The 26,631-nt window shown below is 62.8% G+C and carries 25 protein-coding genes; 8 read left to right on the top strand and 17 right to left on the bottom strand.

The window, feature by feature from the left end; translation table 11 throughout:
• Positions 1 to 26: 26 nt before the first annotated feature.
• Both LJF34_RS04220 and dps read right to left on the bottom strand, forming a co-directional pair.
• Complete coding sequence (locus LJF34_RS04220) at positions 27 to 389, bottom strand: 2Fe-2S iron-sulfur cluster-binding protein (protein ID WP_231183467.1); 363 nt, start codon at positions 387 to 389, stop codon at positions 27 to 29.
• A 47-nt stretch (positions 390 to 436) separates the two neighbouring features.
• Complete coding sequence (gene dps, locus LJF34_RS04215) at positions 437 to 1,063, bottom strand: DNA protection during starvation protein (protein ID WP_231183466.1); 627 nt, start codon at positions 1,061 to 1,063, stop codon at positions 437 to 439.
• A 436-nt stretch (positions 1,064 to 1,499) separates the two neighbouring features.
• On the opposite strand from dps, the gene LJF34_RS28855 reads away from it, so the two are divergent.
• Entirely contained in the window at positions 1,500 to 1,634 is a 135-nt protein-coding gene (locus LJF34_RS28855; RefSeq protein ID WP_255665650.1) for a hypothetical protein, read from the top strand.
• Positions 1,635 to 1,643: 9 nt separating this feature from the next.
• Here LJF34_RS28855 and LJF34_RS04210 read toward each other — a convergent pair whose 3' ends face one another.
• Both LJF34_RS04210 and LJF34_RS04205 read right to left on the bottom strand, forming a co-directional pair.
• A complete protein-coding gene (locus LJF34_RS04210) occupies positions 1,644 to 3,716 on the bottom strand; it encodes a hypothetical protein (protein WP_231183465.1) in 2,073 nt (690 codons plus the stop codon).
• 84 nt (positions 3,717 to 3,800) lie between these two features.
• Entirely contained in the window at positions 3,801 to 4,751 is a 951-nt protein-coding gene (locus tag LJF34_RS04205) for a HalOD1 output domain-containing protein (protein ID WP_231183464.1), read from the bottom strand.
• A gap of 289 nt (positions 4,752 to 5,040) precedes the next feature.
• On the opposite strand from LJF34_RS04205, the gene LJF34_RS04200 reads away from it, so the two are divergent.
• The 3 genes from LJF34_RS04200 (at position 5,041) to LJF34_RS04190 (ending at position 8,266) form a co-directional block, all read left to right on the top strand.
• Positions 5,041 to 5,382, top strand: a complete 342-nt coding sequence (locus LJF34_RS04200) for a hypothetical protein (protein WP_231183463.1) — start codon at positions 5,041 to 5,043, stop codon at positions 5,380 to 5,382.
• A gap of 69 nt (positions 5,383 to 5,451) precedes the next feature.
• Complete coding sequence (locus LJF34_RS04195; protein WP_231183462.1) at positions 5,452 to 7,770, top strand: DEAD/DEAH box helicase; 2,319 nt, start codon at positions 5,452 to 5,454, stop codon at positions 7,768 to 7,770.
• 49 nt (positions 7,771 to 7,819) lie between these two features.
• Positions 7,820 to 8,266 (top strand): hypothetical protein, encoded by a 447-nt coding sequence (locus tag LJF34_RS04190; protein ID WP_231183461.1) that lies wholly within the window; start codon positions 7,820 to 7,822, stop codon positions 8,264 to 8,266.
• On the opposite strand, the gene LJF34_RS04185 is transcribed toward LJF34_RS04190, so the two are convergent.
• Genes LJF34_RS04185 through LJF34_RS04170 form a run of 4 tightly spaced genes read right to left on the bottom strand, consistent with a single transcriptional unit; the run spans position 8,263 to position 13,593 of the window.
• Positions 8,263 to 9,333: a hypothetical protein gene (locus tag LJF34_RS04185; RefSeq protein WP_231183459.1), complete on the bottom strand. Its 1,071-nt coding sequence runs from the start codon at positions 9,331 to 9,333 to the stop codon at positions 8,263 to 8,265. The two genes, LJF34_RS04190 and LJF34_RS04185, sit on opposite strands and share 4 nt — an antisense overlap.
• Before the next feature lie 30 nt (positions 9,334 to 9,363).
• Positions 9,364 to 9,774 carry a hypothetical protein gene (locus LJF34_RS04180; RefSeq protein ID WP_231183457.1) on the bottom strand — a complete coding sequence of 137 codons (411 nt, stop codon included), beginning with the start codon at positions 9,772 to 9,774 and terminating at the stop codon, positions 9,364 to 9,366.
• A 38-nt stretch (positions 9,775 to 9,812) separates the two neighbouring features.
• Entirely contained in the window at positions 9,813 to 10,550 is a 738-nt protein-coding gene (locus LJF34_RS04175; protein ID WP_231183455.1) for a TrmB family transcriptional regulator, read from the bottom strand.
• Between the two features lies 1 nt (position 10,551).
• Positions 10,552 to 13,593 carry an MMPL family transporter gene (locus tag LJF34_RS04170; protein ID WP_231183453.1) on the bottom strand — a complete coding sequence of 1,014 codons (3,042 nt, stop codon included), beginning with the start codon at positions 13,591 to 13,593 and terminating at the stop codon, positions 10,552 to 10,554.
• A 343-nt stretch (positions 13,594 to 13,936) separates the two neighbouring features.
• On the opposite strand from LJF34_RS04170, the gene LJF34_RS04165 reads away from it, so the two are divergent.
• A complete protein-coding gene (locus tag LJF34_RS04165) occupies positions 13,937 to 15,025 on the top strand; it encodes a hemolysin family protein (protein ID WP_231183452.1) in 1,089 nt (362 codons plus the stop codon).
• Positions 15,026 to 15,032: 7 nt separating this feature from the next.
• On the opposite strand, the gene LJF34_RS04160 is transcribed toward LJF34_RS04165, so the two are convergent.
• Positions 15,033 to 15,242, bottom strand: coding sequence for a hypothetical protein (locus LJF34_RS04160; RefSeq protein ID WP_231183451.1), 210 nt, complete (start codon positions 15,240 to 15,242; stop codon positions 15,033 to 15,035).
• Between the two features lie 78 nt (positions 15,243 to 15,320).
• Positions 15,321 to 16,031 carry a rhodanese-like domain-containing protein gene (locus LJF34_RS04155; RefSeq protein WP_231183450.1) on the bottom strand — a complete coding sequence of 237 codons (711 nt, stop codon included), beginning with the start codon at positions 16,029 to 16,031 and terminating at the stop codon, positions 15,321 to 15,323.
• Positions 16,032 to 16,202: 171 nt separating this feature from the next.
• On the opposite strand from LJF34_RS04155, the gene LJF34_RS04150 reads away from it, so the two are divergent.
• Positions 16,203 to 17,153, top strand: coding sequence for a phytoene/squalene synthase family protein (locus tag LJF34_RS04150; protein ID WP_231183449.1), 951 nt, complete (start codon positions 16,203 to 16,205; stop codon positions 17,151 to 17,153).
• Positions 17,154 to 17,176: 23 nt separating this feature from the next.
• On the opposite strand, the gene thiC is transcribed toward LJF34_RS04150, so the two are convergent.
• Positions 17,177 to 18,616, bottom strand: coding sequence for a phosphomethylpyrimidine synthase ThiC (gene thiC, locus LJF34_RS04145; RefSeq protein WP_231183448.1), 1,440 nt, complete (start codon positions 18,614 to 18,616; stop codon positions 17,177 to 17,179).
• Positions 18,617 to 18,703: 87 nt separating this feature from the next.
• Here thiC and LJF34_RS04140 point away from each other — a divergent pair, with 87 nt between their 5' ends.
• Both LJF34_RS04140 and LJF34_RS04135 read left to right on the top strand, forming a co-directional pair.
• Complete coding sequence (locus tag LJF34_RS04140) at positions 18,704 to 19,738, top strand: NAD(P)-dependent alcohol dehydrogenase (RefSeq protein ID WP_231183447.1); 1,035 nt, start codon at positions 18,704 to 18,706, stop codon at positions 19,736 to 19,738.
• A 229-nt stretch (positions 19,739 to 19,967) separates the two neighbouring features.
• Positions 19,968 to 20,273 (top strand): hypothetical protein, encoded by a 306-nt coding sequence (locus LJF34_RS04135; RefSeq protein ID WP_231183446.1) that lies wholly within the window; start codon positions 19,968 to 19,970, stop codon positions 20,271 to 20,273.
• A 350-nt stretch (positions 20,274 to 20,623) separates the two neighbouring features.
• On the opposite strand, the gene LJF34_RS04130 is transcribed toward LJF34_RS04135, so the two are convergent.
• From LJF34_RS04130 to LJF34_RS04105, 6 genes are all read right to left on the bottom strand, one after another.
• On the bottom strand, positions 20,624 to 21,898 hold the full coding sequence (locus LJF34_RS04130) for an FAD-dependent oxidoreductase (RefSeq protein ID WP_231183444.1): 1,275 nt from the start codon (positions 21,896 to 21,898) through the stop codon (positions 20,624 to 20,626).
• Between the two features lie 15 nt (positions 21,899 to 21,913).
• The gene (locus LJF34_RS04125; RefSeq protein WP_231183442.1) at positions 21,914 to 23,020 is read right to left on the bottom strand and encodes a phosphotransacetylase family protein; all 1,107 of its coding nucleotides are present in this window, start codon (positions 23,018 to 23,020) and stop codon (positions 21,914 to 21,916) included.
• Entirely contained in the window at positions 23,017 to 25,119 is a 2,103-nt protein-coding gene (locus LJF34_RS04120; RefSeq protein ID WP_231183440.1) for an acetate--CoA ligase, read from the bottom strand. The genes LJF34_RS04125 and LJF34_RS04120 overlap by 4 nt, the downstream gene beginning before the upstream one ends.
• Before the next feature lie 33 nt (positions 25,120 to 25,152).
• Positions 25,153 to 25,593 (bottom strand): GIY-YIG nuclease family protein, encoded by a 441-nt coding sequence (locus tag LJF34_RS04115; RefSeq protein ID WP_231183438.1) that lies wholly within the window; start codon positions 25,591 to 25,593, stop codon positions 25,153 to 25,155.
• Positions 25,590 to 26,018, bottom strand: a complete 429-nt coding sequence (locus tag LJF34_RS04110; RefSeq protein WP_231183437.1) for a DUF4149 domain-containing protein — start codon at positions 26,016 to 26,018, stop codon at positions 25,590 to 25,592. Before LJF34_RS04110 ends, LJF34_RS04115 begins: the two co-directional genes overlap by 4 nt.
• Positions 26,019 to 26,094: 76 nt before the next feature.
• Complete coding sequence (locus LJF34_RS04105) at positions 26,095 to 26,571, bottom strand: YbaK/EbsC family protein (RefSeq protein WP_231183436.1); 477 nt, start codon at positions 26,569 to 26,571, stop codon at positions 26,095 to 26,097.
• Between the last annotated feature and the right edge of the window lie 60 nt (positions 26,572 to 26,631).

Genomic DNA, 26,631 nt, shown 5'->3' with positions numbered 1-26,631 from the left:
TTCTCGCAGAGTGCGGAAACGTCCGTCTATCGCTTCGAACGTCCGGGCGGCTGGTCGTGTTCCGCCCGGAGGTCCAGCATCTCCTCGTACTGGCAGGCCTCGAACGTGACGTCCGAACGGGGTTTCGCGGTGCAGGGAAGAATCATGTCCGCTTCCCTGTCCTCCTCGTAGTACCGCCGCGAATCCGACTGATCGACATCGCCGGAGAGGAGTTCGGCGGCGCAGGTCGTACACCACCCCTGCTGGCAGTCGGCGGGGAGCCATACTCCGCGGTCCCGCGCGGCGGCGAGGAGGTACTCGTCCTCGGGAACGTCCATCTCGACCGTCTCGCCCGCCTGTTCGATGTCGCACTCTTCGGGGACCTCTATCTCGACGGTGTGGGGACTCACGGGCGTCGTAATGACCACGAAGAAATGAGACTGTTGGCCGGAATCCGTTACGCGGATTCGTTGAAGTCGTGGTTCTTGGAGTACGGCGCGTCGCCGGGTTCGCCCCGGACGAAGTGGCCCGCCGGGTTGGCTTCGTCGTCGCGTTCGCGCGAGAGGAGTTCGATGAACCACGCTTCGTGATCCACTTCCTCGTTGTAGATGCGCGACGCCAAGTCGTAGGTGCGCGGATCACAGTCGCGGGTCATGTCGCACACTTCGGCCCACGTTCGGATGGCACAGCGTTCCGCTTCGAGGAGCGTTTCGAGGATGTTCTCCGGCGTCGGGTCCTCGGGCAGTTCGGCGTCCGGGCAGGACGCACGGTCGGCGAAGGCCCGGATGTCGTTCGGGAGCTGTCCGCCGAGTTCGTAGACGCGCGGCATCACGAGTTCGAAGTGTGCGCGGTCTTCGAGACGGGCGTCCTCCGTTATCTCCTTGTAGTCCTCCTCGCCCGCCAACCAGCAGCGGAGATTCGTGTAGTAGTAGTACGTCGTGAACTCCGCGCCGATGGCGTCGATGAGCGTCTCCTTTATTTCCTCGGGTTCTCCACCACGTCGCCGGACGGCTTCCATCCCCACTCGTTGGCTCGTGTCCCCCGGTGAAACGTTTCCAGAGCCGTGTTTTTTGTCGTCTGACATAGTTTCTGACCTCTTTACGGCACATGATTTGCGTTTCCTTAAAATTTTCTTCGCATTTTTGGCTGGTGTTTTCAAGTGCCCAAAAATTCGTTGTGTGATAGGTGTTTTGGCTGGATATCACTCCTCGGACGTTTCCGAGCGGTAGCGCGGTGTGGAACAGCGAATTGCTCGTGTTGAACGCGTTCGAGTCGAACGGTAGACGATAGCATACGGGCTCGTAACCGGTGATTACTCAAGGGGATAGCCCACATTGAACGACGTACTTCCACGGGAACGATACGTTGACGCGAATAACCCGCCCGTTCTGGGACCACTTTGGAGGCAACGTCTCCATACCGTCTGCTTTCTCTTGGGAGAAAAAGAGAAATTCCAATTTATTTCCTCTAATCATCATTTAGAAAAAGCTATTCTCCAGCGGTACCACGGAACGGATGCGATGTCCGAAAGTAATGACACCTTGGCGACGTACCTCGAAGAGAACCCACGAATGATCGGCGTGCTGTTCGCCATCTGCCTGCTGCTCACCCAGACGGGTAACGTAGCGGCGGCGGCGGGCGGAACGATTCGATAACCGACGTTTTTACAGCAGTTCCGGATTTACTTCTGTCGACCACGAGAGGTCGCCATCGACGATTACCGGGATCCGTTCGAGACGGAGGAACCGGATCAGCGTCTCCTCGTCCACCGAGAACGTGCTCACTTCTCCACCGCTCAGGAAGTACGTCTCGATATCGCTGATGAACGGGGTAAACAGGGCACCCATCCCGGATTCGATGGTCGGGTACGTCGTTATCCCCAACTCGTAGCGCCCGTCACCCGCCCGCCCCAGATGACAGACGAACGGGGTTCCGCTTTCGCTTTGGGCGATCTCTATGCTGCCATCGCCGACGGTGATGTACTGATTGCCGACCATCTGTTGCTCCCGAACGACGGTGAGCGCGGATCGAAGTGAGAACCCCCGGTTCAGGAGATGCGCGATGGTCCGACCGATCTCTATCGCGCTCTTGTTCGTGATTTCGCTGTAGGTGACGACGCCGCCGATACTTCCGGAGTCGACGAGCGCGATTCCCTGTTCGTACGACCGACACCCGTTCAATAGGAAGGTATCGACCGCGACGTCGTCGATGGATTCGACGTCGAGTTTCCCGTCCCGACAGATGAAATGCCCGTCCTCGATGTGACCGATGTAGTGAAGGAAGTCGGTGGGCGTGGTGAGGACCGACGCGAGTTCGTCCACCGAGAGGTTCCGATGAACGTCGATGTCGAACGCGAGTTCGTCCCGTTTCCCGTAGAGCGCGTCACCCGCGTCGTACTCCGGACTCATCTCCGGTTCGTTACACACCACCGTGATGTCGATACCCTCGGTCGAGGAGGAGCGCTCCAACCTGTTCTCGAACGCGCGTTCGATCAGTTTGTTCGCGCCGATGGGCATCCCCCGACCGAGCCACGCGTGTTCCAGCGAATCCGTCACGGTCGGCGCGACGTACGGGTCGGATTCCGCCCGTTGTTCGCCCCTTCGCACCTCCGCACCACGAAGAAAACTGTCGATCGGATCGGGAGTTTCCGGCACCGGTTCGTGACGGTTGTGCTCCCTCGGCGTCGTGACGAGCGAGAGGTTGTTCGCCAGATACGGAATCGCCCCGACGTTGGTGATATCGTCCGTGACCGTCGTCGACAACAGCCACGTCGGGACGTGTTCCCGAACGGCGTCGAACGGCACGTCGAGATACGTTTCGACCTGCTCCGCGAGGTCCAGCTCGTACAACTCGTCGAGCGGGATGTCGAGAAGGGGTTCGATCGCGCGCCGCTCGTGGAGCGGTATCTGATACAGCCCTTCAGTTCGCGTTACACAGTCGAACAGCAACGATTGGCGGAGTATTCGTTCGATTTCGCCCTCATATCCGCGTTCGGGGTGATCGAGAGGGTGGACGAACCCACGGTCAGTCACCAGCCTCGGGTCGTCGCCCGGAACTAGGGTCCCACCGAGATAGTACGCGAGGGTACTTGCCGAGTATATCATCGGGAGTTCCGGCGGAAGCTCGATTCGAACGCCCGTTTCCGGCGGCGCGATTTCGGCGGGAACGTGCAGTTCGTCCCCGAGTTCGATTCGAGGAGGATGGCCCCTGAGCGACGGAAGCGACCGCTCACAGCTCAGCGTCTTCAGTGCCGACCCGAACGTCGAGACGGCGGCCATCACGTCGCGTGGCGACGACGTCGTCGTCACCGTCGCTGCTGGTTGTTCGTGATAGGAGCGCGCCCCCATACGAACCCGCGTTTCCGTATCGAAGTCGAACGCCATGTGTTCGGCCGACGAAGCGAGGGTCAACGCACCGCTAACGCGCAGGTAAATCCGAATGGGCGCGTTCAGTTCGAGGAGGTACTCCCCTTCGGGGAACTGTTCGTACGAAAAATCCTCGGCCTTCGTCAGGAACGTCCCGTCCACGGTGCGGACGTGCGTGATGACGACGTAGGGGAGTACGAGGGTGTCCGTCGTGAACTCGGTCGCGTTGTCGACCGGAAAGTAAAACTGATCGACATCGGACGGACGCGGGTCGACTGCGTCCGACGTTCGAATCGGGAACTGCCGTCGATGAATCGGGTCGACGACGGTAATCCCGTCGAACTCGGAACTGGGACGAAATATCGGCTTCATTTCAATTCTGTGGGCTGGCTCGTCGAGGGCGTTCCGTAACCGCCGCGGTGAGATCGGTCAGTCGGAAACCGAGCGCGGAAATCGTCAGAGCGGGAACCACGTGGTCGTGTATTCAGTGTCGTGAAGGTGCCATCGCTGCGTCGGCCCGCCCTCGTCGATTTTCAGCTCGATAGTTACGTCGAACAGCGGTTCGACCGCTTGGACCTGAGCGGAGTCGTACGCCCCCGGGAAGACGTACTGGCCCAGTCCGGCCACCTCCTCGACGGTTTCCGTAACGTTTCGCACGAACTCCTCCACCGCGTCCGCTTCTTCCTCGTCCGAAATGAACTGTAGCGAGTCCATACAGAACCGTAACTGCCCCGGGTCGAGCCCCTTTCGGTGGTACTGTAGTTCGAATATCTCGTCCAGAATCTCGGTTTGGAAGTCGTCGATTGACCCCGCTACCGGCGATACGGCCGGTCTGGTCGGTTGGCTCTCCGTTCGCACTTCCGTCGCCGAACGCACCGCCGCTTCGTGGGAGAGGACCCGTGCGTTGTCGAGGTTCGCGTTCGCCCGTTCGAGTCGCGTCCGGGCCACGCCCGTATCACGTCCGTAAAGCGCGAACAGATGCGTTCTGTCGTAGTCCGGTTCTCCCAAGAACTGCACGCTCAACTCCTCGAAAACGTCCACCGGTACGTCGCCGGTGAGTAGTATGTTTCCGCCGGTTCGCTTCAATCGCCCGAGTTCGGACTCGATTTCTATCGTTCCGTCGCTGTTCGCGGTAACGTAGTGGCCCGCGAACGTGAACGTTACTTCACCGTTCCGTCGGGGGGTTCCGTCGACGAGCGGTCGGAACAAGTCCTCCAGCGCATCGGGGTCGATGCACCCGTACAGCGATTCCGGGACGCCGGTGGAATCAACCTGCGCACGCTCGGCCATCCGTTGGACGATGTACGTACCTAACGGTTCCTCGCTCCCCCAGTCGTACTGCAACCGCGTCGGTTCCTCTACGCCGCACATGAACGGCAAGGTAGAACCATCCTGCGTCGTGCCCATAGTCTCGTAGCGGTAGTCTCCGCACGGTCAAAAGCCCTTGTACCGGTTTTTCGTTATATCAGCTAACGGTATCGAGATGAACCCCGATGATAACTCCGATTTCGAGGGGGAGTCGGCTCGAATCACCGTTCATGACGATATCGTCGTCCTCCACAGGGCGGCCTTCGCCGACCGGTGACGGGGGAGGACGGGCAACCGTAGGACATATCGCCACCATCGGGTGATTCATACCCGTCAGTGTACTAGAACGGGTATGGGTGATGGGTCGAACTGTGGAGAGGGGGAACTCATGGAGTTGCTGCGATTCTTGGATACGGTCGGTGCCGAGTCACTCACCGCAACGTCGGATTGGGTCTACGAGTTGCTCAAGAACGAACAACGACGGCACCTCGTCCTGTACCTCAGCGAGCAGGAAGCCGAGACGCCGATCTCGCGGGTGGCGGCGGACGTGGCGAGCCGATGTGACGGGACGCCCGTGACGAACGTATCGCAGTCCGAACAGGAGCGAGTACGCTTTCGGCTCGAACAGGAACACCTGCCGCGACTGGCCGACTACGGAATCATCTCGTGGTCGTACGGGGAGGACGTCGTGGAACCCATTCCGTCGGTATTGTACTCCGACGAGGGGTAGTTCCCGTGATTTTCCCGACACCTGCCACGGACGAAACCGGTTAGGTCACCCGAACCCAACCCCCGCACAGTGCAGGACACCATCGACTGGCTTCGCGGGCGACCGTACTACGAGGGCCAAATCGCCCGTCACGAGACGGTTGCGGGGAACGACGGCGAGTTTCGCGACCTCTCGCTCGAATCGCGGCTGGCATCGGCCCTCGAAGGGCGCGGCATCGAGCGACTCTACCGGCACCAAGTCGAAACCGTCGAAGCGATTCGCGGCGGCGAGAACGCCGTCGTCGCCACGCAAACCGCGAGCGGGAAGAGCCTCGCGTACACGATTCCGGCGTTCGAACGCGCCATGGACCACGGCGGGCGGACCCTCTACGTCGCGCCGCAGAACGCCCTCATCAACGACCAGGAGGAGACGCTCTCCGATCTCGCCCGCGACTTGGGGTTCGGCAGTCGCGTCTCGGTGGCCCAGTACACCGGACGACTCGACAAGAACGAAAAGCGGGCCGTCCGCGACCGACGGCCGACCGTCGTCCTCACGACGCCCGACATGCTCCACTACGCCCTGCTCCCGTACGCCCACCGCCTCTGGGACTGGTTTTTCAAGGGGTTGGAGACGGTCGTCATCGACGAAGTGCACGAGTATCGCGGCGTCTTCGGCAGCCACGTCGCGCTCGTCCTCCGCAGACTCGCGCGAATTTGCGACCGATTCGACTCTTCCCCGCAGTTCGTCTGCTGTTCCGCGACCATCGGCAACCCCGTCGAACACGCGAGCGCCGTGACGGATCAGCCGGAATCGTCCTTCGCCCTCGTGGACGAGAACACGAGTCGCACCGGACCGACCCACTGGCTCCTCTGGAACCCGCCGGAGTACGAGGACGACCGCTACGGCGGCGCGAAACGTCGGAAGTCGAACCACGGCGAGACGAAGCGGCTCTTCGCCGACCTCGTGGGAAACGACTACCAGACGTTGGCCTTCACCCGCGCCCGGCAGGCCGCCGAACAGTACGCGATGGAGAGCGCGGACGAACTCAGGCGGCGCGGCGAGCGTTCGCTCGCCGACGATATCGCGGCGTATCAGGCGGCCCTACGCAACGACCGCCGCCGGGAACTCGAAGAAGGCTTGCACTCCGGGGCAGTTCGCGGCGCGTGGAGCACGAACGCGCTGGAACTCGGCGTCGATATCGGCGGCCTCGACGCCGTCCTGCTCGACGGCTATCCCGGCACGCGAATGGCGGCGTTCCAACAGGCCGGGCGGGCGGGACGCGGCACGGACCCCAGCCTCGTCGCGCTCGTCGCGGGCGAGGACCAGTTGGACCAGTACCTCATGGCGAACCCGGACGAGTTCTTCTCGGGCGACCCCGAACGGGCGGTCGTCAACCCCGAAAACGAGGAGTTACTGCCATCGCACGTCACCTCCGCCGCGCGCGAGACGTGGCTTTCCCCGGAGGACGAGAGGTACTTCGGCCCGACGTTCCCCGGACTCGTCACCGAACTCGAAGCACGGGGAGAGCTCGAACGACGGCAAACGAACGGCGGGGTCCGCTGGGTGTACGACGGCAACGGCAGTCCCCAGCACGAGATGAGCCTTCGCACCATCGACGACCGCGAAATCGACCTCCTCGACAGGTCGCGCGGCGAGGTCATCGCCTCGCTTCCGTTCAGCGACGCGCTGAACGACGCCCACCCCGGCGCGATATACCACCAGCAGGGTCAGTCCTACGAGGTGGTCGACCTCGACCTGTCGCGGGACGTGGCCGAACTCTCCCCGACGTGGGCGGACTATCACACCAAGACGCTGACCGACAAGGAGATCACCGTCGAGGAGGATTTGTCCGAAAAGGCGCTCTCGACCCGTGGGGACTGTCTCGTCCGCTTCGCCGACGTGACCATGCGAAAGCGAATCACCGGATTCGAACGGCGTGATGCAAAACGAGGTGAGACGCTCGGACAGGAATCGCTCTCCCTCCCGGAACTCACCCTTCGGACCAAGGCGCTCTACTTCACGATTCCCGACGATCTGGAGCGCGAGTTGCGGGCGATGGACGGCGATTTCAACGGCGCGATTCACGCCGCCGAACACGGGATGATTTCGCTCTTCCCGCTCGAACTCCTCTGTGACCGCGGCGATATCGGCGGCCTCTCCACGCCGCTGCATCCGCACACGGGCACGAGCACGATTTTCATCTACGACGGCTATCCCGGCGGCGTCGGCCTGACGCGCAACGGGTACGAAACCGTCGAATCGCTCATGGCGAACACGCGGGAGATGCTTCGCGCCTGCGACTGCGAGTCGGGGTGTCCCTCCTGCGTACAGTCCCCACAATGCGGCAACGCGAACGACCCGCTCGACAAACGCCTCGCCGAGCACCTCCTCGCCGACCTCACGGAGTGAGTCGCAACGCTTTTAGGCTATCCTAAACCTAAATTAGGTTAGCCTAAACATGGACGACATCCTCAGCCGAACCCGACGCGAAATCGAAGAGTTAGCGGTCGAGTCCGGTCCCTTCTCCGTCGTCGCCGCCGAATCCGGCGAATGCCCCACGCCGATAACCGGCACTCGCTTCGAATCCCACGACGACGCGATGCGCGCCGCCGACCTCGCGCGCGAGTACCGAAACGCCCTCCGTGAGCACGACCCCGATCTACCGACGTACCGGTTCGTCGTCACCGAACTTCCCAGCGAACACCTCCAGATGGTCGGCGTCCGCGAGCGAACCGACGGCGTTCGGGCGAACGGTCTCCCGCGAACCCAACGCTCCGTCACCGTCACCAGCGACCGTGACGGCGCGTGGCTACGGATGGAAAACGCCCCGCTCGTTCACCTCGCTCGGGACTGCGGACCGGTCGGCGACGACGCCGTGGGTCGGCAACTCGACGCGAAACTCTAAGGCCGAGTCGAGTCACTGTCGCGGATTTTCTCCCGAAGCGCCGGGATGAGGTCGAACTTGTCCTCCGTGTCTCCCAGCACGAACAGCGAGAAGTAACCGAGATACGTCCGAATCGGTACGCGGACGACGGCGAGCGTCACGAGGAGGCAGACGACGTACGCGAGGACGAGCAGACCGAACAGAGCCAGCGCCAGCGGGTTCGCGAGCGTCGTCCCGACGGCGGATAATCCGCCGAACGCGACGACCACGAGGAGGCCGATGACGACGAACGGAATCAACAGGAGAACCGCGAGGATGCCCGCCGCGATGGAGACGAGAAATCCCACCGCGATGGCGAGGAAGAACTTGAGGACGAGGTAGATACCGAACTGTTTCCACTCGCGACGGAGCGTCGGCCAGAACGCTCGCCATCCGGCTATCACCCCGTGCTCGCGAAGCCACGAGTCCTGCCTTCCCGTCGGTTCGCTGTGTTCGCGAGCGACCATCACGGGAACGACGAAGTCAGTCGTCAATCCATTGACGAGCGCGACGAAGAAGACGAGGATGGCGAAGATGGGAAGGAAAACCAGCAGCGTTCCGAACGTGATCGTCGACGGTCCGGACGAGAACGCCGAAAGGGCGAATAAGACGAGGCCGAGGACCGGCAGAAAGACGACGAGAAAGAGAACCAGTCGAAACGCGAACAGGCGAAGTCCCTGCCCGAAATACTCCCCTGCATATCTCCTGACGTGAACCTCCCGCGTTCGAAGCGACTCGATGAAGACGAACTCCATCACCGACCCGACGAGGAGGAACAGTATCGCTATAGAGACGGCGACGACGATGAGGACGGCCACCAGCGTCAGGATATCGACGGGAACCGAGACGTTACTCGGCGGTGACGGAACCGGTTGGTCCGAACCGGTCGAGAACTGCGTGCCGCCTTGGAACGGAGACGCCGTGCCGAACCCCCCGAGGAAGAATACAACGACTGCGAGTCGAAGCCACGTACCCACATCCGGCGGAAAGAGAAACTCCCGCGTTCCCTCGATGGCGTCCTCCAACGCCTCGACAGCGTACCATGCCATGGGAAACCGTTGTTCGTCCTGCTAGTTAAGTTACCGGACAGACCCGCCGATCAGGTGGGCCACGTACTCCTCGGGAAGGAGGAGGACGTTGTAAGTGAACGTGGTCTGTACTCCAACGACGAGGAACGCGACGAATCCGTGAAGCACGAACGTCAGGAGGTAGCTAACGATGAGGTTTCCGAGGGTCGCGACGACGTGGACGAACGACGTCGCCCGTATCTCCCTCGTCATGTCGGGTTCGACCACGAAGTCGCCGAACGTGAAGAGCGCGAGGAGCGCGAACGCCGCGATTGCACCGCCGACGTACGCAAACACATCGATCGCTGTGGGCGTGCCGAATCGCGTCAACAGAAGTCCGCCGCCCCCCCAAATCGAAAGCGTGTAACCGTACGCCCGTGACTCCGAGAGCAGGTTTCTGGCGAGCCGTCGTCTCGGGTTCATACCAGACGTACAGTGGACGGAAAGAAAGGCGTGTCGGGTTATTCGCCGATCTCGTCCTGGATGTGCGAACTGACGGTTTGACACAGGATTTCCGCGAACCCGGTTTGGGAACTCCAGATGGCGCTCTCGTGTTCGCCGAGAATGCTGATGAGCACGGTGTCGTCGTCCACGATGAGGAGGCGTCCCGCGGGGCCTTCCTGCTTCTCGCTCGGGGGGATGACGACGTTCAGTTCGCTCAAACGGTCTTCGAGGACGGGGTGTGGCGCGATGATGAGGATGTCCACGCCCGCGTTCGCCCGCTCTTCCAATTTCTCGATGACCGATTCGACGAACACCGACTCGTCGTGAACGCCGAAGAGGATTCGCGACTCCGCTTCCGCTATCAACTGCTCGATTCGACTGGTGATCGCGTCGCTGCCATCGATAGACCACACGTCTTCGCGTTCCGCTTCGTCGTCGACGAACTCGTTTTTCGCCGTTTCGAGGTAGTCGAACGCCTGTTCCTGCGTGCGCTCGAACTGGTCCCGGAGTAGCGATTTCGCCGCCTCCAAACTCACCGGTCGGTACTGAATCGGTTTCGACTGTTTTACCTCCACCAAACCGCGTTCTTGGAGGTCTTCGGCCGCGCCGTACACCTGTGACCGCGGCACGTCGGTGACGCCATGGATATCCCGCGCGGTGCCGGTGCCCAACTTCTGGAGTGCAACGAACACCTTGGCCTCGTAGTTCGAGAGGCCGAGGTCGGTCAGCGCGTCGATGGCGTCAGCTTCGTCCATTTCAGTCCTCACTCGGGGTTGCGGTCGTTTCGGACTTAGTTTCGATGGTTCCGCGCGCACCCGGTCCGAAGTAGCGCGTCCAGATGACGAGCAAACTCGGGAGGACCAGCACGCTGGCGACGAACGCGTAGATGATGGTCAGTCCGGTGATGATCCCGAACTGCTGGAGCGCGGGCAGGATGGCGAAGGAGAGGACGCCGAAACCACCCACCGTCGTCGCTGCACTGCCCAGCAGCGCACCACCGGTTCCGGTGAGGCTGACGTGGAGCGCGTCCCACACCGAGCCCTGTCGTTCGAGTTCCACGTTGTACCGCTCGGAGAGGTGGATGCTGTACGCGACGCCCAACCCGACCGTGAGGCTCGTAATCATGCCGGTCAGGATGTTGAACGGCATTCCGAGGAGGTACATCGTCCCCAGAATCCACGCCACGCTGAACACGACCGGGAGCAGGGTGACCGCCCCGAGGGTCGCGCTGCCTTCCGTGATGCGGTAGATGAGCATCAGGAACGCGAACACGGCGACCATCGTGATGACGAGGCTCTCGATGACCGTGTTGAGCAGGTCGTCCTGCACGATTTCGAAGACGATGGACTGTCCCGTCGCCGTCGCGGTGAGACCCTCGAAGGAGTCGGCCACGTCGCGCATCTGCGTCGTGACCGCCGAACTCGACGCGCCGCCTTTCAACGAGATGGCGACACGGAGCGCGTCGTAGTCGCCGTCATCGCGGTGAATCACGCCCGCGGCTTGGTCGGGGGCGGCGGCGAACAACCCGTCGTAGACCTTCTTCAGGTCCTTGTCGGGGACGCCGTCACCGTCCGTGTCCGCCGCGGTGAACGTCTGATTGAACGTTTGGTTCTGTGCGGCGACTTGGTTCATCACCGTTAGCGGCCCCTGTACCTGTGGTTCGCCGTTCGAGAGGGTGAGCGTGACGTCCTTTTCCGCCGCTTGCTCCCGTGCCCGATGCACCTGTTCGAGCGTATCATCGCGGGTGATATCGCCCTGTATCAGTAGTTGGGCCTGTGAGTCCTGCCTGACGAAGTTGTCGTTTACGTAATCGAGGTTCTGCTTCGCGGAGTACTCGCCGGGCTTGAACGGTTCCGGGAGCTGTTTCGTCCAGTGTGGCGGACTGTCCGCGAGGAAGTCCTCCTGCGAGAAGCTCGTGTCCACTTTCGTCGCCCCGTAGCCGCCCGCCGCGCTGACGAGGAGGGTGAGGACGATGACCGCGAGCGGCGCTTTCCGCGCCGCGGTTGCGCCGACCGTCAAGAGGCGACCGATAGCACCGCCGCCGGTCCCGAACGCGCGCTTCTTGCGGTTGTATCCCCGCGATTCGAGGAGCGCATCGAGTTCCAGTTTGAGGGCGGGAATCAACCCGCCGAAGATTATCAGCGCCGCGATGATACCGACCGAACTCACGATACCGAAGTCCTGAATCGGCGGGAGGGGGCTGACCAGATTCGAGAGGAAGCCGATGACAGTCGTCGCGGTCACCCACGTCAGGGCCGCACCGACGCTGACGAGCGCGACGCGCATCGACCCCCGAACGTCCTCGTCGGGGTTCGTCTCCCGTTCCTCGCGGTGCCGCATGAAGACGTGAATCGCGTAGTCGATGGCTAGCCCGATGAGGAGGACGGGAACCGCGATGAACATCTGGTTGAACGTGATTCCGGCCCAGCCCATGAAGCCGAACGTCCAGACGAGGACGAAGACGATACCGAGGACGCCGAGCAGGATGTCGAGGAGGTCGCGGTAGGCGACGATGAGCGTCAGGACGACGAACAACAGCGCCAGCGGCCCGACGATGGCGAGGCTGTCGGCCATCGACTGGTTGATCTCCTCGCTGATGATGCCGCTCCCGAAGACGAGGGCTTCGTCGAACTCCTCGTTCGCGATCGTTTTGATTCCCTTTTGGGTGGTGACGAGCGTGTCGGAGGCTTGGCCCTCCATCGACGACTGGCTCTCCTGTTTCTGGAAGATGACCAACATCGTCGCGTTCGCCTCGGTGGAACCGGTGTCGTAGGACGTCGGCATGAACGCCAGTGCCTGACTCGACATGCCGCCCGAACCGCCCCCGTCACCGGAGAGAACGGCCGACGTCATCGAGTCTATCTGCGACTGGTTCATCGAGCGCAACTGGTCGAGTTGCTCGGCGATGGTCGGCATCGAGCCGTTTTGGAGCGCGTTCCGCTTTTGCTGCAGTTTTTCGCTCCGCTCGCCGAGTTTCTCGTACTCGTCCGCCAGCACGCCTTGTGTACCGAGTTTGTACACCTTGCCGAACTGGGGCTGGATTTCGCCTGCCCGCTGCTCGTAGGTCGATTGGTTGATTTCGCCCGACCGGTAGGAGGCGTTCAGCCCGTCGAGTTTGGCCTGCAGGCCGCGTGCCTGCTGTGCGGATTTGTTGAACGTCGCGGACTGCTCCGTCGAGAGGTTCGCCGTCGCCGACGCCCGCACCCGTGCGAGTTGGGTTTCGAGCGTCGCCGACTGCGTCCGGTAGGACTCGTTGTCCACCTCGCCCGACTGGTAGGAGGCGTTCAACTTGTCGTACTTCACCTGCAACGCACGCGTCCGATTGAGCGCGTCGCTCAGCCCGGCTGCCGTCCGGTTGAGTTGCTGGCTCCGCCGCTGGAGTTCCGCACCCGACGCCTTGAGCTCCGCGACCTTTCCCTGTTGAATCGCGGAGATGGCGATGACGTTTGCGACGCCGCTGGTGGCGGTGTCCTCCGCCAACGTGCCGTTGATGGTTTGGTTGTCCCGAAGGCGCTGTTGGAACTCTAACGAGTTGACCATCGCCTCCTTCGACAGGACGTTGTCGCCTTTCACGATGACCTGTACAGTGGTCGTGTTCTCGTTGCCCGTCGTGAAGTTCGAGTTGATGTAGTTCAGTTTCTTCGCGGCCGGGCTGTCGCTTTGGAACTGGTCGAGCGACGAGGATTGCTCTATCATCGGCGCACCGGCCCCGACGAGAACCGTCAGGACGACGAGCACGGCGATGATTGCCCGACTGTGCTTGGTTACGTTTTCGAAAAGCCGGTCGAGGAGCGTCACGGACGCCCTCCACGGCTATGAAGCTGTATTGCCATAGCTGTTGTTAGAATACTACTGACAGACCCACCAAAAAGATGGAGGTTTCGGTTTCTAGTATGACATAAGTTCACTAGCACATCTCCCGTCGCAACGGAGAAACGATCCACACAGGGCGTGTTCTGCTCCTTCCGGCGGTTTACGCGGGACGAAAGTAGCGTCCGACCGAATGCGGTGCGTCCCGAAACGGGGATGGACGGTTTCTTCGAGACGTGTCGCTCGATATTTTTTATTCTGCTCGATGATAGAGGGAATTTTCATCGGCTTGCCATCAACGTTACCACCCTGCCCGATGGAGAGGCACCTGATGGTTGATCTCCTCACTGTACTTCGCCTGCTCGGTGGAGTGTTTCTCCTGTTGATGAACGCCTACTTCGTCGTCACGGAGTTCGCCATGACGCGGGTACGGCAGTTCGACAAATCCGAGTTCGAGAATTCGAAGGGACTGCAACGCGCGTGGGACATGACCGACCGCCTCGAAATCTATCTCTCCGGGTGCCAGGTCGGCATCACTATCGCCAGCGTCGGATTGGGTGTGGTCGCCGAACCCGCAGTCGTGGCGCTGTTCCACCCGGTCATCAACGCCATCGGCCTCGGTAATGGGTCCACCGAAGCCCTTTCCGTGATTTTTGCACTCGCCCTCATCAACCTCCTCCACGTCATCGTCGGCGAACAGGCACCGACCTACTTCGGCATCGAACGGACGAAGTTCGCGGCGCGGTACGGGTCGGGAATCCTCTACTGGTGGACGAAACTCATGTCCCCCGTCATCATCCTCGCGGACAAGATCGCAAAGAGCCTCCTCTCCCTGTTCGGCGTCGAAATCGAACGCTCGTGGACGGAGGCCGAGGACGGCGAGGACGGTGAGCGGCAGATAGCCAGTCGAGCGGACCTCCATCGCGAGATGGGCGACGTTCTCGGCGAGGTCGAAGACCTCCCGGAGGAGCGCGAAGAGGAAATCCTGTCCGCGCTCAAAATCGAGCGCGTCCCGGTTCGTGACGTCATGATTCCGCGGGAGGACATCATCGCCCTCTCGACCGAGGACTCCATCGAGGAGAACATCGAACGGATGCGGGAGAACCCGGTCGTCCGGTTCCCGCTCATCGACGGGTCGCTCGACGAATTTCGGGGAATCGTCTACACGCCGACGGTCATCGGACGGTACGACGGCCTCATGTCGGGCGACGTTTCGCTGACCGACATCGCACACGACCCGATGACGGTCGCGGGTGATACGACTGTGGCCGACGCTATCGACCTCTTTCAGGCCCAAAATCAGGAACTCGCGCTGGTGTTGGACGGAAGCGACGTCATCGGGTTGCTGACGGTGACGGACGCCTTCGAAGTCGTCCTCGGTGATTTGGAGGACCCGACGGACAGGGAACTGCATGCCTAACCTTCGCCTACTCCTCGTGGAACTCCCGCGCCTGCTCGCGCGTCATCGTCTTCCACTCGCCGTTCTCGGTTCGCACCTGCACGTGCCCGTCGGGAACCTCCGTTTCGACCGTCTCGACGTGCGTTCCGAGGAGATGCGATTCGTACTGTTTCCACGCGGCCCGCTCCGACGGCGCGATGGCGACCCATCCGCACCCGTCCTGACTGCACCGAATCATTGAGTGTCGTCACTCGCGACGAGGGATATAAGCCTTGAGAAACGCGTCCGCCGTGATTCCGTGTTGATACGACGAGCGTTACCCTTTGACGACCCGCGAGGACAGTTGGGAGAGCGTCCCCGACACCTCGTAGTCGGGCGTTCGAATCCGGATCTCCGATTCCGGGGTCACGTCGTAGAACGTGAGATGGAGCGAATAGGAACCGTCTTCTTTGATATCCGTCGCCTCCATCTGTCCCGATTCGAGGTGACGCGCCCACGCCGTCCCGCCGATTGACGCGGCGTCGAGTCCGTTGATTTCGTACGTCGGAGGTGTGTACGACGTGTTCTCGCCGCTCACCGGATAGCCCTTCTCGTGCCACGCCCAGAATCCTTCGTCGATGACGTAGACGTTCGTATACCCGTTGTTGAGCAGAGTTGCGGCGCGCATCGACGAGAGGTGGTGGGGACAGCCACAGTAACAGACGATTTTCTGGTCCTTGGACCACGAAGCGACGGGGTCATCCTTGGACAGGCCGTCGGGTGCCGTACTCAGTGCCGCTCCCTTGATGTGCGACGTCGTGTACTGCTTTCTCCCCCGTGCGTCCGCGAATTTCGCGGAGTCGTTTTTGTACCACTCGTGGGTGTCCGAAAGCGGGGCAAGCGGGACGTACACGCCGTCCTGTTCCTTCGTATCGTACCCCTCCTCGGACTTGTGTTTCGAACCGCCGGAACCGCCCCCCAATCCGAGACATCCGCTTAATCCCACGGCTGAAACCGCACCCGCCGCGAGAAAGGCACGTCTGTTCATTGTTATTCCCCCCTAGCGACTACCCGACTATCAATTTTATTATCGGTGGACATTCATCATCCGAAAAATTATCGAAAGTAGATAGGTTGTTTCGGAGAGTGCCTAACAGGTTTGGCATCGTCTTTTTTCAGAATGACAGCGTACCAACTGGTATTCTCGGGGTTCGACGCCATGAAGGACACACACATAGAGGCGGGGAAGGCGATACAGCAGCAGACCGGGAAAACGTTCCATCTCGCGACTCGGCTGTTGCCCGAGCGAGTGCGCCACCCGACGTATGTGTTGTACGGCTTCTTTCGAATCTGCGACGAGGTGGTGGACGACGCCGCCGACGTCCCGCCCGACGAGCAAGCCGAGCGGTTGGAATCGCTTCGAAAACAGGCGCTCGGAGAAGAGCCCCCCGAAGACCCGGTTCTGGAGGCGTTTCACGACCTCTGTGAATCACACGGCATCGAGGACGAGGAGGTCATCGTCTTCATCGACGCGATGGCGTCGGACATCGAGACGTCGCGCTACGAGACCTACGAGGAACTGGAGACGTACATGCGAGGGTCCGCCGCCGCCGTCGGACAGATGATGACGTCGGTGATGAACCCCGCCAATCCGGAGCGAGCACGTCCCCACGCGACGTCGCTCGGCGAGGCATTCCAGCTCACGAACTTCCTCCGGGACGTGCGCGAGGACATCGTGGACAGGAATCGAATCTACCTGCCGCGAACGACCCGCTCGCGGTACGGCGTAAGCGACGAACAGATACGACGCCTCGAATTCGACGACGGATTCGCCGAAGTCATGCAGGACGAGCTCCGACGCGCCGAAGCCCTGTATCGGGAGGGCGTCGCCGGAATCCGCTACCTCCCCGAGGACTGCCAGTTCGCGGTGTTGCTCGCGGCGGTGCTCTACGCGGAGTACCACCGCGAGATTCGAGCGCAGGGCTACGACGTTCTCTCCCGAGAACCGTCGCTGGGAACGGTTCGAAAACTCGTACTCCTCGCGAAGACGCGGTGGCACTGGCGGAAGACCCGCGACCCCGAGACCGTCTTCCGGGCCGTGAGTCCGGTCGGGACGCCGGAACACCGTGGCTCGGACGTGGAGCGTCGGGATACGCTTCCGACTCGCTAGCTCTCTACGCTCCTCGCCCCGCTTCAATCGTCGCCGTGGCCTTCGCTGGCGTGCTCCGCGAACGACGGTAGGTCCGGAACCGAACGCGTGTCGTGTGTCCCCGTCGGCGGCAGGTTCGCCGCCGCCGCGGACGAGTCCGTCAGGTCCGTCTCTCCGTCTATCGATTCCATGTCGCCGTCGCCGTCCCGCGCGTCCTGGTCGATGCGCATCGAACAGAACTCCACACCGCACATCGAGCAGTAGCGCGCTTTCTTGTAGTTATCGCCGGGGAGAGACTGGTCGTGGTACGCTCGTGCCCGTTCCGGGTCGAGGGCGAGTTCGAACTGTCGTGACCAGTCGAACTCGTAGCGGGCCTCCGAGAGCGCGTCGTCCCAGTCGCGGGCACCCGGTTGGCCGGTTGCGACGTCCGCCGCGTGGGCCGCGATTCGGTACGCCGCGAGGCCGTCTCGAACGTCCTCCTCCTCGGGGAGTCCGAGGTGCTCTTTCGGCGTCACGTAACACAGCATGGCCGCTCCGGCCCGGGCGGCCTCGGTGGCACCGATGGCGCTCGTGATGTGGTCGTACCCGGGCGCGATGTCGGTCACCAACGGGCCGAGGACGTAGAACGGAGCGCCGTCACAGACCTCCTGCTGGCGTTCGACGTTCGTTTCGATATCGTTCATCGGGACGTGGCCCGGCCCTTCGACCATCACCTGTACGCCGTGGTCCCGTGCCGTTCGGGTCAGTTCGCCCAACGTCTCCAGTTCGGCGAACTGCGCGTCGTCGCACGCGTCGGCGAGGCAACCGGGCCGAAGGCCGTCGCCGAGGCTGAACGTCACGTCGTACTCGGCGAAAATCGCACAAATTCGCTCGAAGTGCGTGTACAGCGGGTTTTGGGCCTCGTTCTCCTCCATCCACTTGGCGAGAATCGACCCGCCGCGCGAGACGATGCCGGTCTTCCGACCGTTGGTGAGCGGGACGTGTTCCAGCAACACGCCCGCGTGGACGGTCATGTAATCGACGCCCTGCCGGGCCTGTTTCTCGATGACATCGAGCAGTAACTCGGGCGTGAGGTCGGCGACGTCGTCGACGCGCGTGACCGCCTCGTAAATCGGAACGGTTCCGACCGGAACCGGGGAGTGTTCGACGTTCGTCTCACGAATCGAATCGAGGTTCGCACCGGTGCTCAAGTCCATCACGGTGTCCGCGCCGTAGTGAACCGCCGCGTGGAGCTTTCGGAGTTCTTCCTCGGGGTTGCTCGTCGTCTCGCTGTTGCCGATGTTCGCGTTGACCTTCGTGGCGAACTCTCGCCCGATTATCATCGGGTCGAGCACGTCGTGTTCGTGGTTGTTCGGGATGACCGCCTGTCCCTCGGCGATCGCGCGCCGAATCGTCTCTGGGTCCCTGCTCTCCCGCTCCGCCACCCGTTTCATCGCCGCGGTCAGTTCGCCGGAACGAGCGCGGTGGAGTTGTGTTTCCGACATCAATTACTCAGTCATATTACTAGGTAATAATTCTTGCCGAGCGAAACCGACACCAACGTTCACCATCGCCCGGCACGAACGTGGCGTATGCGAGTTGCAGTCCTCGAAGAACCCGGTTCCTTCGTCGTCGAAGAGCGTGACAAACCAGCCCCCGGTTCGGACGAGGTAGTCGTCGAAATCGGCCAGGTCGGCATCTGCGGGTCCGACGTCCACTACTACGAACACGGCCGCATCGGCGACTACGTGGTCGAATCGCCGCTCATCCTCGGGCACGAGAGCGCGGGCGAAGTCGTCTCGGTTGGCGAAAACGCCGAAGGCGATTTCGACGTCGGCGACCGCGTGACGCTCGAACCGGGCGTCCCCTGTCGGCGGTGTGCCCACTGCAAGCGCGGCGAGTACAACCTCTGTCCCGACGTGACGTTCATGGCGACGCCGCCGGACGACGGCGCGTTCGCGGAGTTCGTCGCGTGGCCCGCCGACTTCGCGTACCGACTCCCCGACTCCGTTTCGACCCGCGAGGGCGCGCTGTGTGAACCGTTGAGCGTCGGCATCCACGCCGCCCGGCGCGGGGACGTCGGCGTCGGTGACTCCGTCCTCGTCAGCGGGTGCGGTCCCATCGGCCTGCTGGCGATGGAGGCCGCGAAGGCCGCCGGTGCGACGGAAGTGTTCATCTCGGACGTCGTCCCCGAAAAACTCGCCTTAGCCGAGGAACGGGGCGCGGATGCGACCATCGACGTGAGCGAAACGGACCTCGCGGGGGCCGTCTCCGACCGCACCGACGGAGCGGGCGTGGACGTGGTCATCGAAGCGTCCGGTGCCGTTCCCGCGATTCGAACGACCATCGACGCGGTTCGGCGCGGCGGAACCGTCGTCCTCGTCGGCCTCGCACAGGACGCGGAAATCCCGCTGGATACGGGCGACATCATCGACAACGAACTCGACTTCCATGGGTCGTTTCGCTACCAGAACACGTACCCTGCGGCAATCCAACTGCTGGCCGACGGTGCGGTCGACGTCGAAGGAATCGTGGATTTCGAGATGACACTGACCGATGTCGATGCGGCCTTCGAACGGGCGAAGGAGTCCGGAACCGTGAAAGGGATGATTTCGGTTCCCGAGTGAGCGGTCCCGAAAAACGACCGACCGCACTCTCGTTTTTCGATGACAACATCCCGTGTATGGTAAGTTATGACGAGTTCAGCGGTAGCACTATTCTTAGGGAGAGATTGCCGTGGTACACTCTGTCGAAATATTTACTCGGTGATGAGTAAACTATATCAACAGCGGTCAACTACGCTGCGTCGATGAACGAAATAACCAACGAAGCAAACACAGTGGAGGTCGAACGATAATGTGGCAAGACATCGTATTCCTCTGTGGAAGCGTCTTCTCCCTCGTCGTTCTCGTGCCGACCCTCCGCGATTCGATGGCGAACGTCCCGCTCGGAACGTCCCTCCCATCGGCCGTTATCGGTATCGTCTACGGAACCGCCTTCCTCACGCTCGGGATGAGCCTTTCCGCCACCGGTTCCCTGCTCACGGGGATCATGTGGAGCCTCATCGCGGCGCTTCGGTCCCCGAACCCGCTCGGAACCGAATCTGACGACGAACACGAAACGACGTTCTCGAAGTACGTTCCGACCCAATACGCGGACTGACCGGCGAAACGCCGCGGGGGAACCGACACACCTCCGCCAAAACGGAACGAACCGTTTCTCGATTTTCGACGCCCGAAACGGGCCGTTTCCAGAAGCGCGACGCGTCGTGGGACTTCGGTTTGTCGTCGAGTTGGGGGTCGTGCCCGTCGCACTTGGTAGTAGTTCTCTGACGGATGTGGTGGTCAACGTCCTGCGCCTGCCGGACGCCCGGCACGTCGATTTGCATCCAGTCCGTGACGTCGTCGTAACTGCCCGATCTACTCGCGGGTGTGCGTGGAATCGGTGTGTGAGCGTACGAGAAAATCGCTCGATAACGCGGATCGGGGAGGGATCTGACTCCCTCGACGGTGCTATCGAGACGAAGACTCCGGCGTGAACGCCGCCGTATCCACCGAAATCGGGTTCGGACCGAGGGCGAACGTCCGCCACGTTCGTCTGACGAACGGTAACTTCGGCGCGACCGTAAACAGTCCCTTCACCGCCGGGGTGATCACCCAATCGGGGGCCGATTCGCCGTTTCGCACGTACCACGTGATGACACGCTCGCCGCGCCGTTGGAGGCGAAGGACCTCCTCGACGGCGGGCCTGCGAACCGACTCGAATCGGTGGAGACGACCCGCGGGGAGCGGGTCGGTCGTCGCTTCGAGGGCGCTCACGACCGTCGAATGGGCGACCACGGCGTCCTGAATCGCGAGTCCGTTGCCCTGCCCGCCGACCGGCGAGGCGACGTGGGCCGCGTCGCCGAGCAGGAGGAGGCCGTCGTCCACCCACTTTTCCGTCAGTCCGGGTTCGATATGGAGCAGCGAACACTGGTCGAAGCTCTTCAGACGGCGGGCGATTCCCGGGTCCACCGCGGCGATTTCCCGGCGAAAACGCTCGATGCCGCGTTTTCTGACCTCGGGATACGTCCCCTTCTCGATGAACCATCCGGCCTGTGCCTCCTCCCTTCCGAGGCCGAAATAGAGGAGGATTCCATCGCCCTCGATACGACCCTGTGCGGGCGAGTGAACGGCGTCGGACGGGAGTTTGAACCACAACAGTTCGACCCCGGAGTCGAACAGACCGGCGTCGAGTCCCGCCGCCTTCCGAACCGTCGAGAAGCGACCGTCCGCGCCGACGACGAGACGGCTTCGAAGTTCGAGGTCCTCGTCGCGCTCCCGGTCCGTCGCCCGCACGCCGACGACGCGGCCACCCTCGCGAACGAGGTCCGAAACGGTCGTCGCCGGGCGGAACTCGAAGTTCTCGAACTCGTCGGCGCGGTCGATGAGCAGGCGAAGCAACGGCGGTTGTTCCATCAACAGGCCGTAGTCGTACGGGTTCGGCAGTTCGGAGAAGTCCACCACCTCGTAGGAACGCCCGAAGGCCGTCACTTCGGGCCGCTGTACTTCGTCGTGGTCGAGGGTCAAAACGTCGTCGAGCACCCCCATCTCCGCGAACAACCTGACCGCGAGCGGTTGGAAGAAGTAGCCGCGAAACTCGCGGTCCAGGTTCGCGTGCCGTTCCAGCAGGACGGTATCGACGCCGCTTCTGGCGAGGAGGTAGCTCAACACGCACCCGCCCGGCCCGGCACCGACGATCGCGACGGCCGTTCCGCGGGTCGTCGGAGACCCCCGGCTGTCGGGCATGCTGAATTCCTCCCGTTACTCCTCGTCCGTGTCGGTGTCGGAATCGGTATCGGAGTCCGTCTCCCCTTCGCCGAGGAGCGCGTCCACGTCCGCGTGGTCGTGGAGGAGTTCGCCCATCCGGGAGACGGTGGCCTCGTCGCGGGTTCGACCGCTTCGCACCACGTCCTCGGCGCGTTCGATGGTCGTCAGCGTGTCCGCCTGCACGAGGAGGACGGGAACGCCCTTCCCCTCAGCCTTGCCGATGACTGCACCCGGCGGGCGGAACCCGCCCGTCAGGATCAGACACTTCACGCCGGGCGCTTCCAGCGCGACGGTCTGAAGGTCGGGCCGGTCGCCACCCGTGACGAGGGCGGCATCCCGCGTCCGGCGGAGGTAGCGAAGCGCCTTGTCGCCGCTCATCGCGCCGACGAGGAAGCGTTCGACGAACTCGTCGGTATCCGCATTCGTGAGGAGTTCGGCGTTGAGTTCCGCCGCGAGGTCGCCGACACTGATTCCCGCGAGGTCTTTCTGTCGCGGGATGACGCCGAGAACGGGGATGCCTTCGCCTTCGAGGAACGGCACCACGTCCGTATCGAGCGGGTCGAAGTTCGTGTTCGAGACAGCGTTGAACAGCACGCCGGACAGTCGGTCGCCGATGTCGTCCACGGCGGCGAGGAGGCCATCGACGTCGCCCGCCGTCTCGTAGCCCGAGAGGAGAAGGACCTCCGCGTCCAACAGTTCGGCGACCTCCGGGTCCGTCAGGCCGACGATACCGCCGGTCGTGAGGTCGCCGCCGCCCTCGATTATCATCAGATCGTGGTCCGCCGACAGCGAGTCGAAACTCGCCCGGATCTGCTCGCGGAGTTCCTCCGGGTCTTCGCGGCCTCGAATCGCCTGCTCGATGAACGTCGGCGAGTAGACGACGGGTTCCATTTCGTGCATCTCGGCGTCCAGACCGAGCAGTTCGCGAGCTAACATCGGGTCCTCGTCCAGCGTCTTGCCGACGTTGCTCTGGAGTCGGGTTCCCTTCGGTTTCATGTAACCCACCGACAGCCCGCGCTCCTGTGCGAGTCGCGCCAGCGCGAGGGCGACGGCGGTTTTGCCTGTACTTTCTTCGGTTGCGGTGACGAGTATCGTGTTCATAGTTCGTCCGTGTCCACGGTCAGTCGGATGTCTATCGCTCGCACGCCGTCCGGGGTGGCGACGAGCGGGTTCACGTCCAGTTCGAGAATCGCGGGAAAGTCGGTCACGAGTTGCGAGAGGCGTTGTAGGCTCTCTATTACGCCGTCGATGTCGGCGGGTTCGCGGCCCCTCGCCCCGCGGAGCAGGGGTGCCGCCTCGATGTCGTTCACCATCTCGCTCGCCTCGCGCTCGCTTATCGGCGCGACGCGAAATGTGGTGTCCTCGATGATCTCCACGAAGATGCCGCCCAGTCCGAACAGGAGGAGCGGACCGAACTGGGGGTCGCGGTTCATCCCGATGATGGTTTCGGTGCCCGAATCGAGGTCCACCATCTCCTGTACCTGCACGCCGAGAATCGTCGCGTCGGGTTGGTAGTTTCTGGCTCGCGTCACGAGGTCCTCGTACGCGTCGTACACCTCCTCGTTTTCGACGCCGACTTTGACGCCGCCGATGTCGGACTTGTGCAGGATGTCCGGGCTGACGATTTTCATCACGACGTTCCCGTCGATGTCCTGCGCGGCGGCGACGGCGTCCTCGGGCGTTTCGGCGATGGCGCTTTCCGGCGTCGGAATCCCGTACGCCGAAAGGAGGTCCATCGCCTCCACGCCGAGGCGGTTGTCCCCGCGCTCCTTCGCACGGGAGAGGATTTCCGATGCTCGCTCCCTGTCGACGTCGAATTCGGTCGGTTCCTCGTACTCGCGCTGGCTGATGTCGCGGTACGTCGTGAGCGCGTCCAGACTCCGCACCGCGCGGGCCGGGTCGAAGTAGTTCGGAATCCCGCCCTCGCGGAGGCGGTCCGCCGCCGCCGCGGTCCGTTCGCCGCCCATCATCGCCGCGGCAACCGGCTTCCCGTGTTTCGCCTGGAGTTCCACGACCACCTCGGCGAGGTCGTCGTAGTCGATGACGGCCGTCGGCGCGGCCAACACGACGGCGGTTCCGACGTTCTCGTCCGCGAGCGCGATGTCGATGGCGTCGCGGAACCGAGCGATGTCGGCGTCCCCGATGGTGTCTATCGGGTTGTAGATGTTCGCCTCCTCCGGCAGGGCCTCGGCCAGTTCCGAGAGCGTCCCCTCGGAGAAGGAGGCCAGCGAGAGCGTCGAATCCCCCACGGCGTCGGTGGTCATCACGCCCGGACCGCCCGCGTTCGTGACGATTGCCACGTCGTCCCGGTCGGGCAGGGGTTGTCCCGCAAGAATCTGGGCGAAGTCGAACAGTTCTTGGACGGAATCGACGCGCAGCACGCCTGCCTGTTCGAGGCCCGCCTCGTACGCCCGGTCGCTCCCCGCGAGGGTTCCGGTGTGCGAGGAGACGGCCTGCGCCCCGGCGTCGGTGCGCCCGGATTTCACCATCACGATAGGCGTATCGTCGGTCACCTCGCGGGCCGTGTCGATGAACGTCGCGCCGTCCTCGACGCCTTCGAGGTAGCCGAGGATGACGTCCGTGTCGGGGTCTTTGCCCCACGCGCGGACGAAATCCGTCTCGTCCAGCACGGCCTTGTTCCCGAGCGACACCACGTCCTTGAACCCGAGTCCTTCGTCGTTGGCCCAGTCGAGGACGGCCGTGATGAACGCCCCCGATTGGCTCATGAACGACATCGACCCCGGCAGGGCGCTCTCCGGGCCGAACGTCGCGTTCATGCCGACCGGCGTGCTCATCACCCCGAGGCTGTTGGGGCCAACGAGGTTCAGGTCGTACTCGGCCGCGATGTCCTGCAGTTCTCGTTCGCGCTCCGCACCTTCGCTCCCCGTCTCGCCGAACCCGGCGGTGATGACGACGACGTTCCGGACGCCCGCTTCGCCCGCCCCGCGAACAACGTCCACGGCGATGCGGGGCGGAACGACGACCACGGCGAGGTCGATGTCCGGCGCGGACGCGAGGTCGGGGTAGCAGTGCAGTCCGAACACCTCGTCGTAGTTCGGGTTCACGGGCACCGTCTCGCCGTCGAACTCGTCGCGGAGGTTGGTCACGATGGCGCGACCGATGGAGCCCTCGTTCTCCGTGGCTCCCACGACGGCGACACGAGACGGCGCGAAAAGGTCAGTAAGTACGGTGTCACCCATCGTTTCGGAGATTGGGCGAGCGCGGGATTAAAACTAGTGTCCCGTTTCCGGTGAGGGAGAATCGGCCGACGATTCGTGCGCCCGCCGAACCGCCGTTTGGAGGTGTTCCCGTTCCGCCGCGAAGTGGAGATGCGTGCCGCAGTCACAGTCCGACGCGCCGATTCCGTGAACTGGCTCGATTTCCCCGTCGAGTTGCTCGGCAACCGCACATTCCACGTCCTCGTTCTCGGTTCGCACGTCGTCCGCGAGTTCCGTGTCGGGATGACCGAGCAGGTAATCGACGTGCCAGTGGCGAGCGTCGTTCTCGCCCGACGCGACTCGCGCGTGGCGTGTGATTCGTGAGAAGCCACCACGTCCGAACGCGCTTCCCGTGTAGGCGTACCACCCCGAATCGAGCGTTCTGGTTCCCTTCGCGCCGAACTCGATTTCCGCGGCGGATGCGAGCGAGACGAGGAGCGTGTAGGTTCCCTTCATATGTGTGAAAGCACCAGCGCACCCGCGACCGCGAGCATCGCGACGCCGTTCAGCACGACCGACTGTTTGTGGTACCGCGCGAAGCCGTCGTCGCCCGCCGCTTCCATCTTCGGAAGGAGTCGTGCCTGCGCGTAAATGGTCGCCGCCAGCGCGATCAGAATGAGCGGTTGGATGAACAGCGTGGCCGTCGGGTCGAGTACCTCTTGATTCCACGTGAGGATAGCCGCACTGACCGCGGTGAATCCGAGGATGCTCCCGAACTCGTAGTATTTCGGGAAAATGGCGTTGACCACCTGCCCAGCGCCGTCACCCAACACGTCGAACGTGGTCGGCGCGCCGACGAAGGAGAAGAACACCATTCCGCCGAGCCACATGCCGAGGGTCACGTCCAGCACCACCAACAGCGCCGTTCCGAGGAGAGTCATGACGGAAAAGAAGATTCATCGGATAATTACTCTTTCCGACACAGATTTCGGCTCTCCCACTGACTTCTGCTCCTACTCACTCGCTCACGTGGGCGGGCGTCGCGTCCGCGTACTCCGCGAGTTCGGCGGGCGAAATCGGGAAGACGGCTTTCGGCGTCCCGGCGGCGGCCCAGACCGTTTCGAACTCGGCCAGCGTCTCGTCCAGATAGACGGGCAGGTCGCTCTCGTGGCAGAAGGGCGGGACGCCGCCGATGGACCACCCGAGGGTCTCCCGAATCTCGTCGGCGTCGGCCATGCCGACCGCGGACGGGGACGCGTCGCGCAGTTCGGCCAGTTCCGCCTCGCTCACGCGGTTCGCCCCGCTGGTCACGACGACCACGAGGTCGTCGTCCGCGCGGAAAACGAGACTGCTGGCGATCTGTGCGACCTCACAACCGATGGCGTTCGCGGCGGCGGCGGCGGTTTTCGTTCCCTCCGGGAACTCGTGAACGTCCACGTCGAAGTCGTACCTATCCGCGGCGCGGGTTTCGAACTCCTTCGCTCGCTCGTGCATGGTGGTCACGTCTCCTCGACGGGATAAATCGATGGTGGTGGCGACAATGCTGAAACCGAA

The organism is Haladaptatus sp. DYF46 (assembly GCF_021083305.1).
Classification (GTDB): domain Archaea; phylum Halobacteriota; class Halobacteria; order Halobacteriales; family Haladaptataceae; genus Haladaptatus.
The sequence above is the reverse complement of the archived record's forward strand: the minus strand, read 5'-3'. Positions and strand labels throughout refer to the sequence as shown.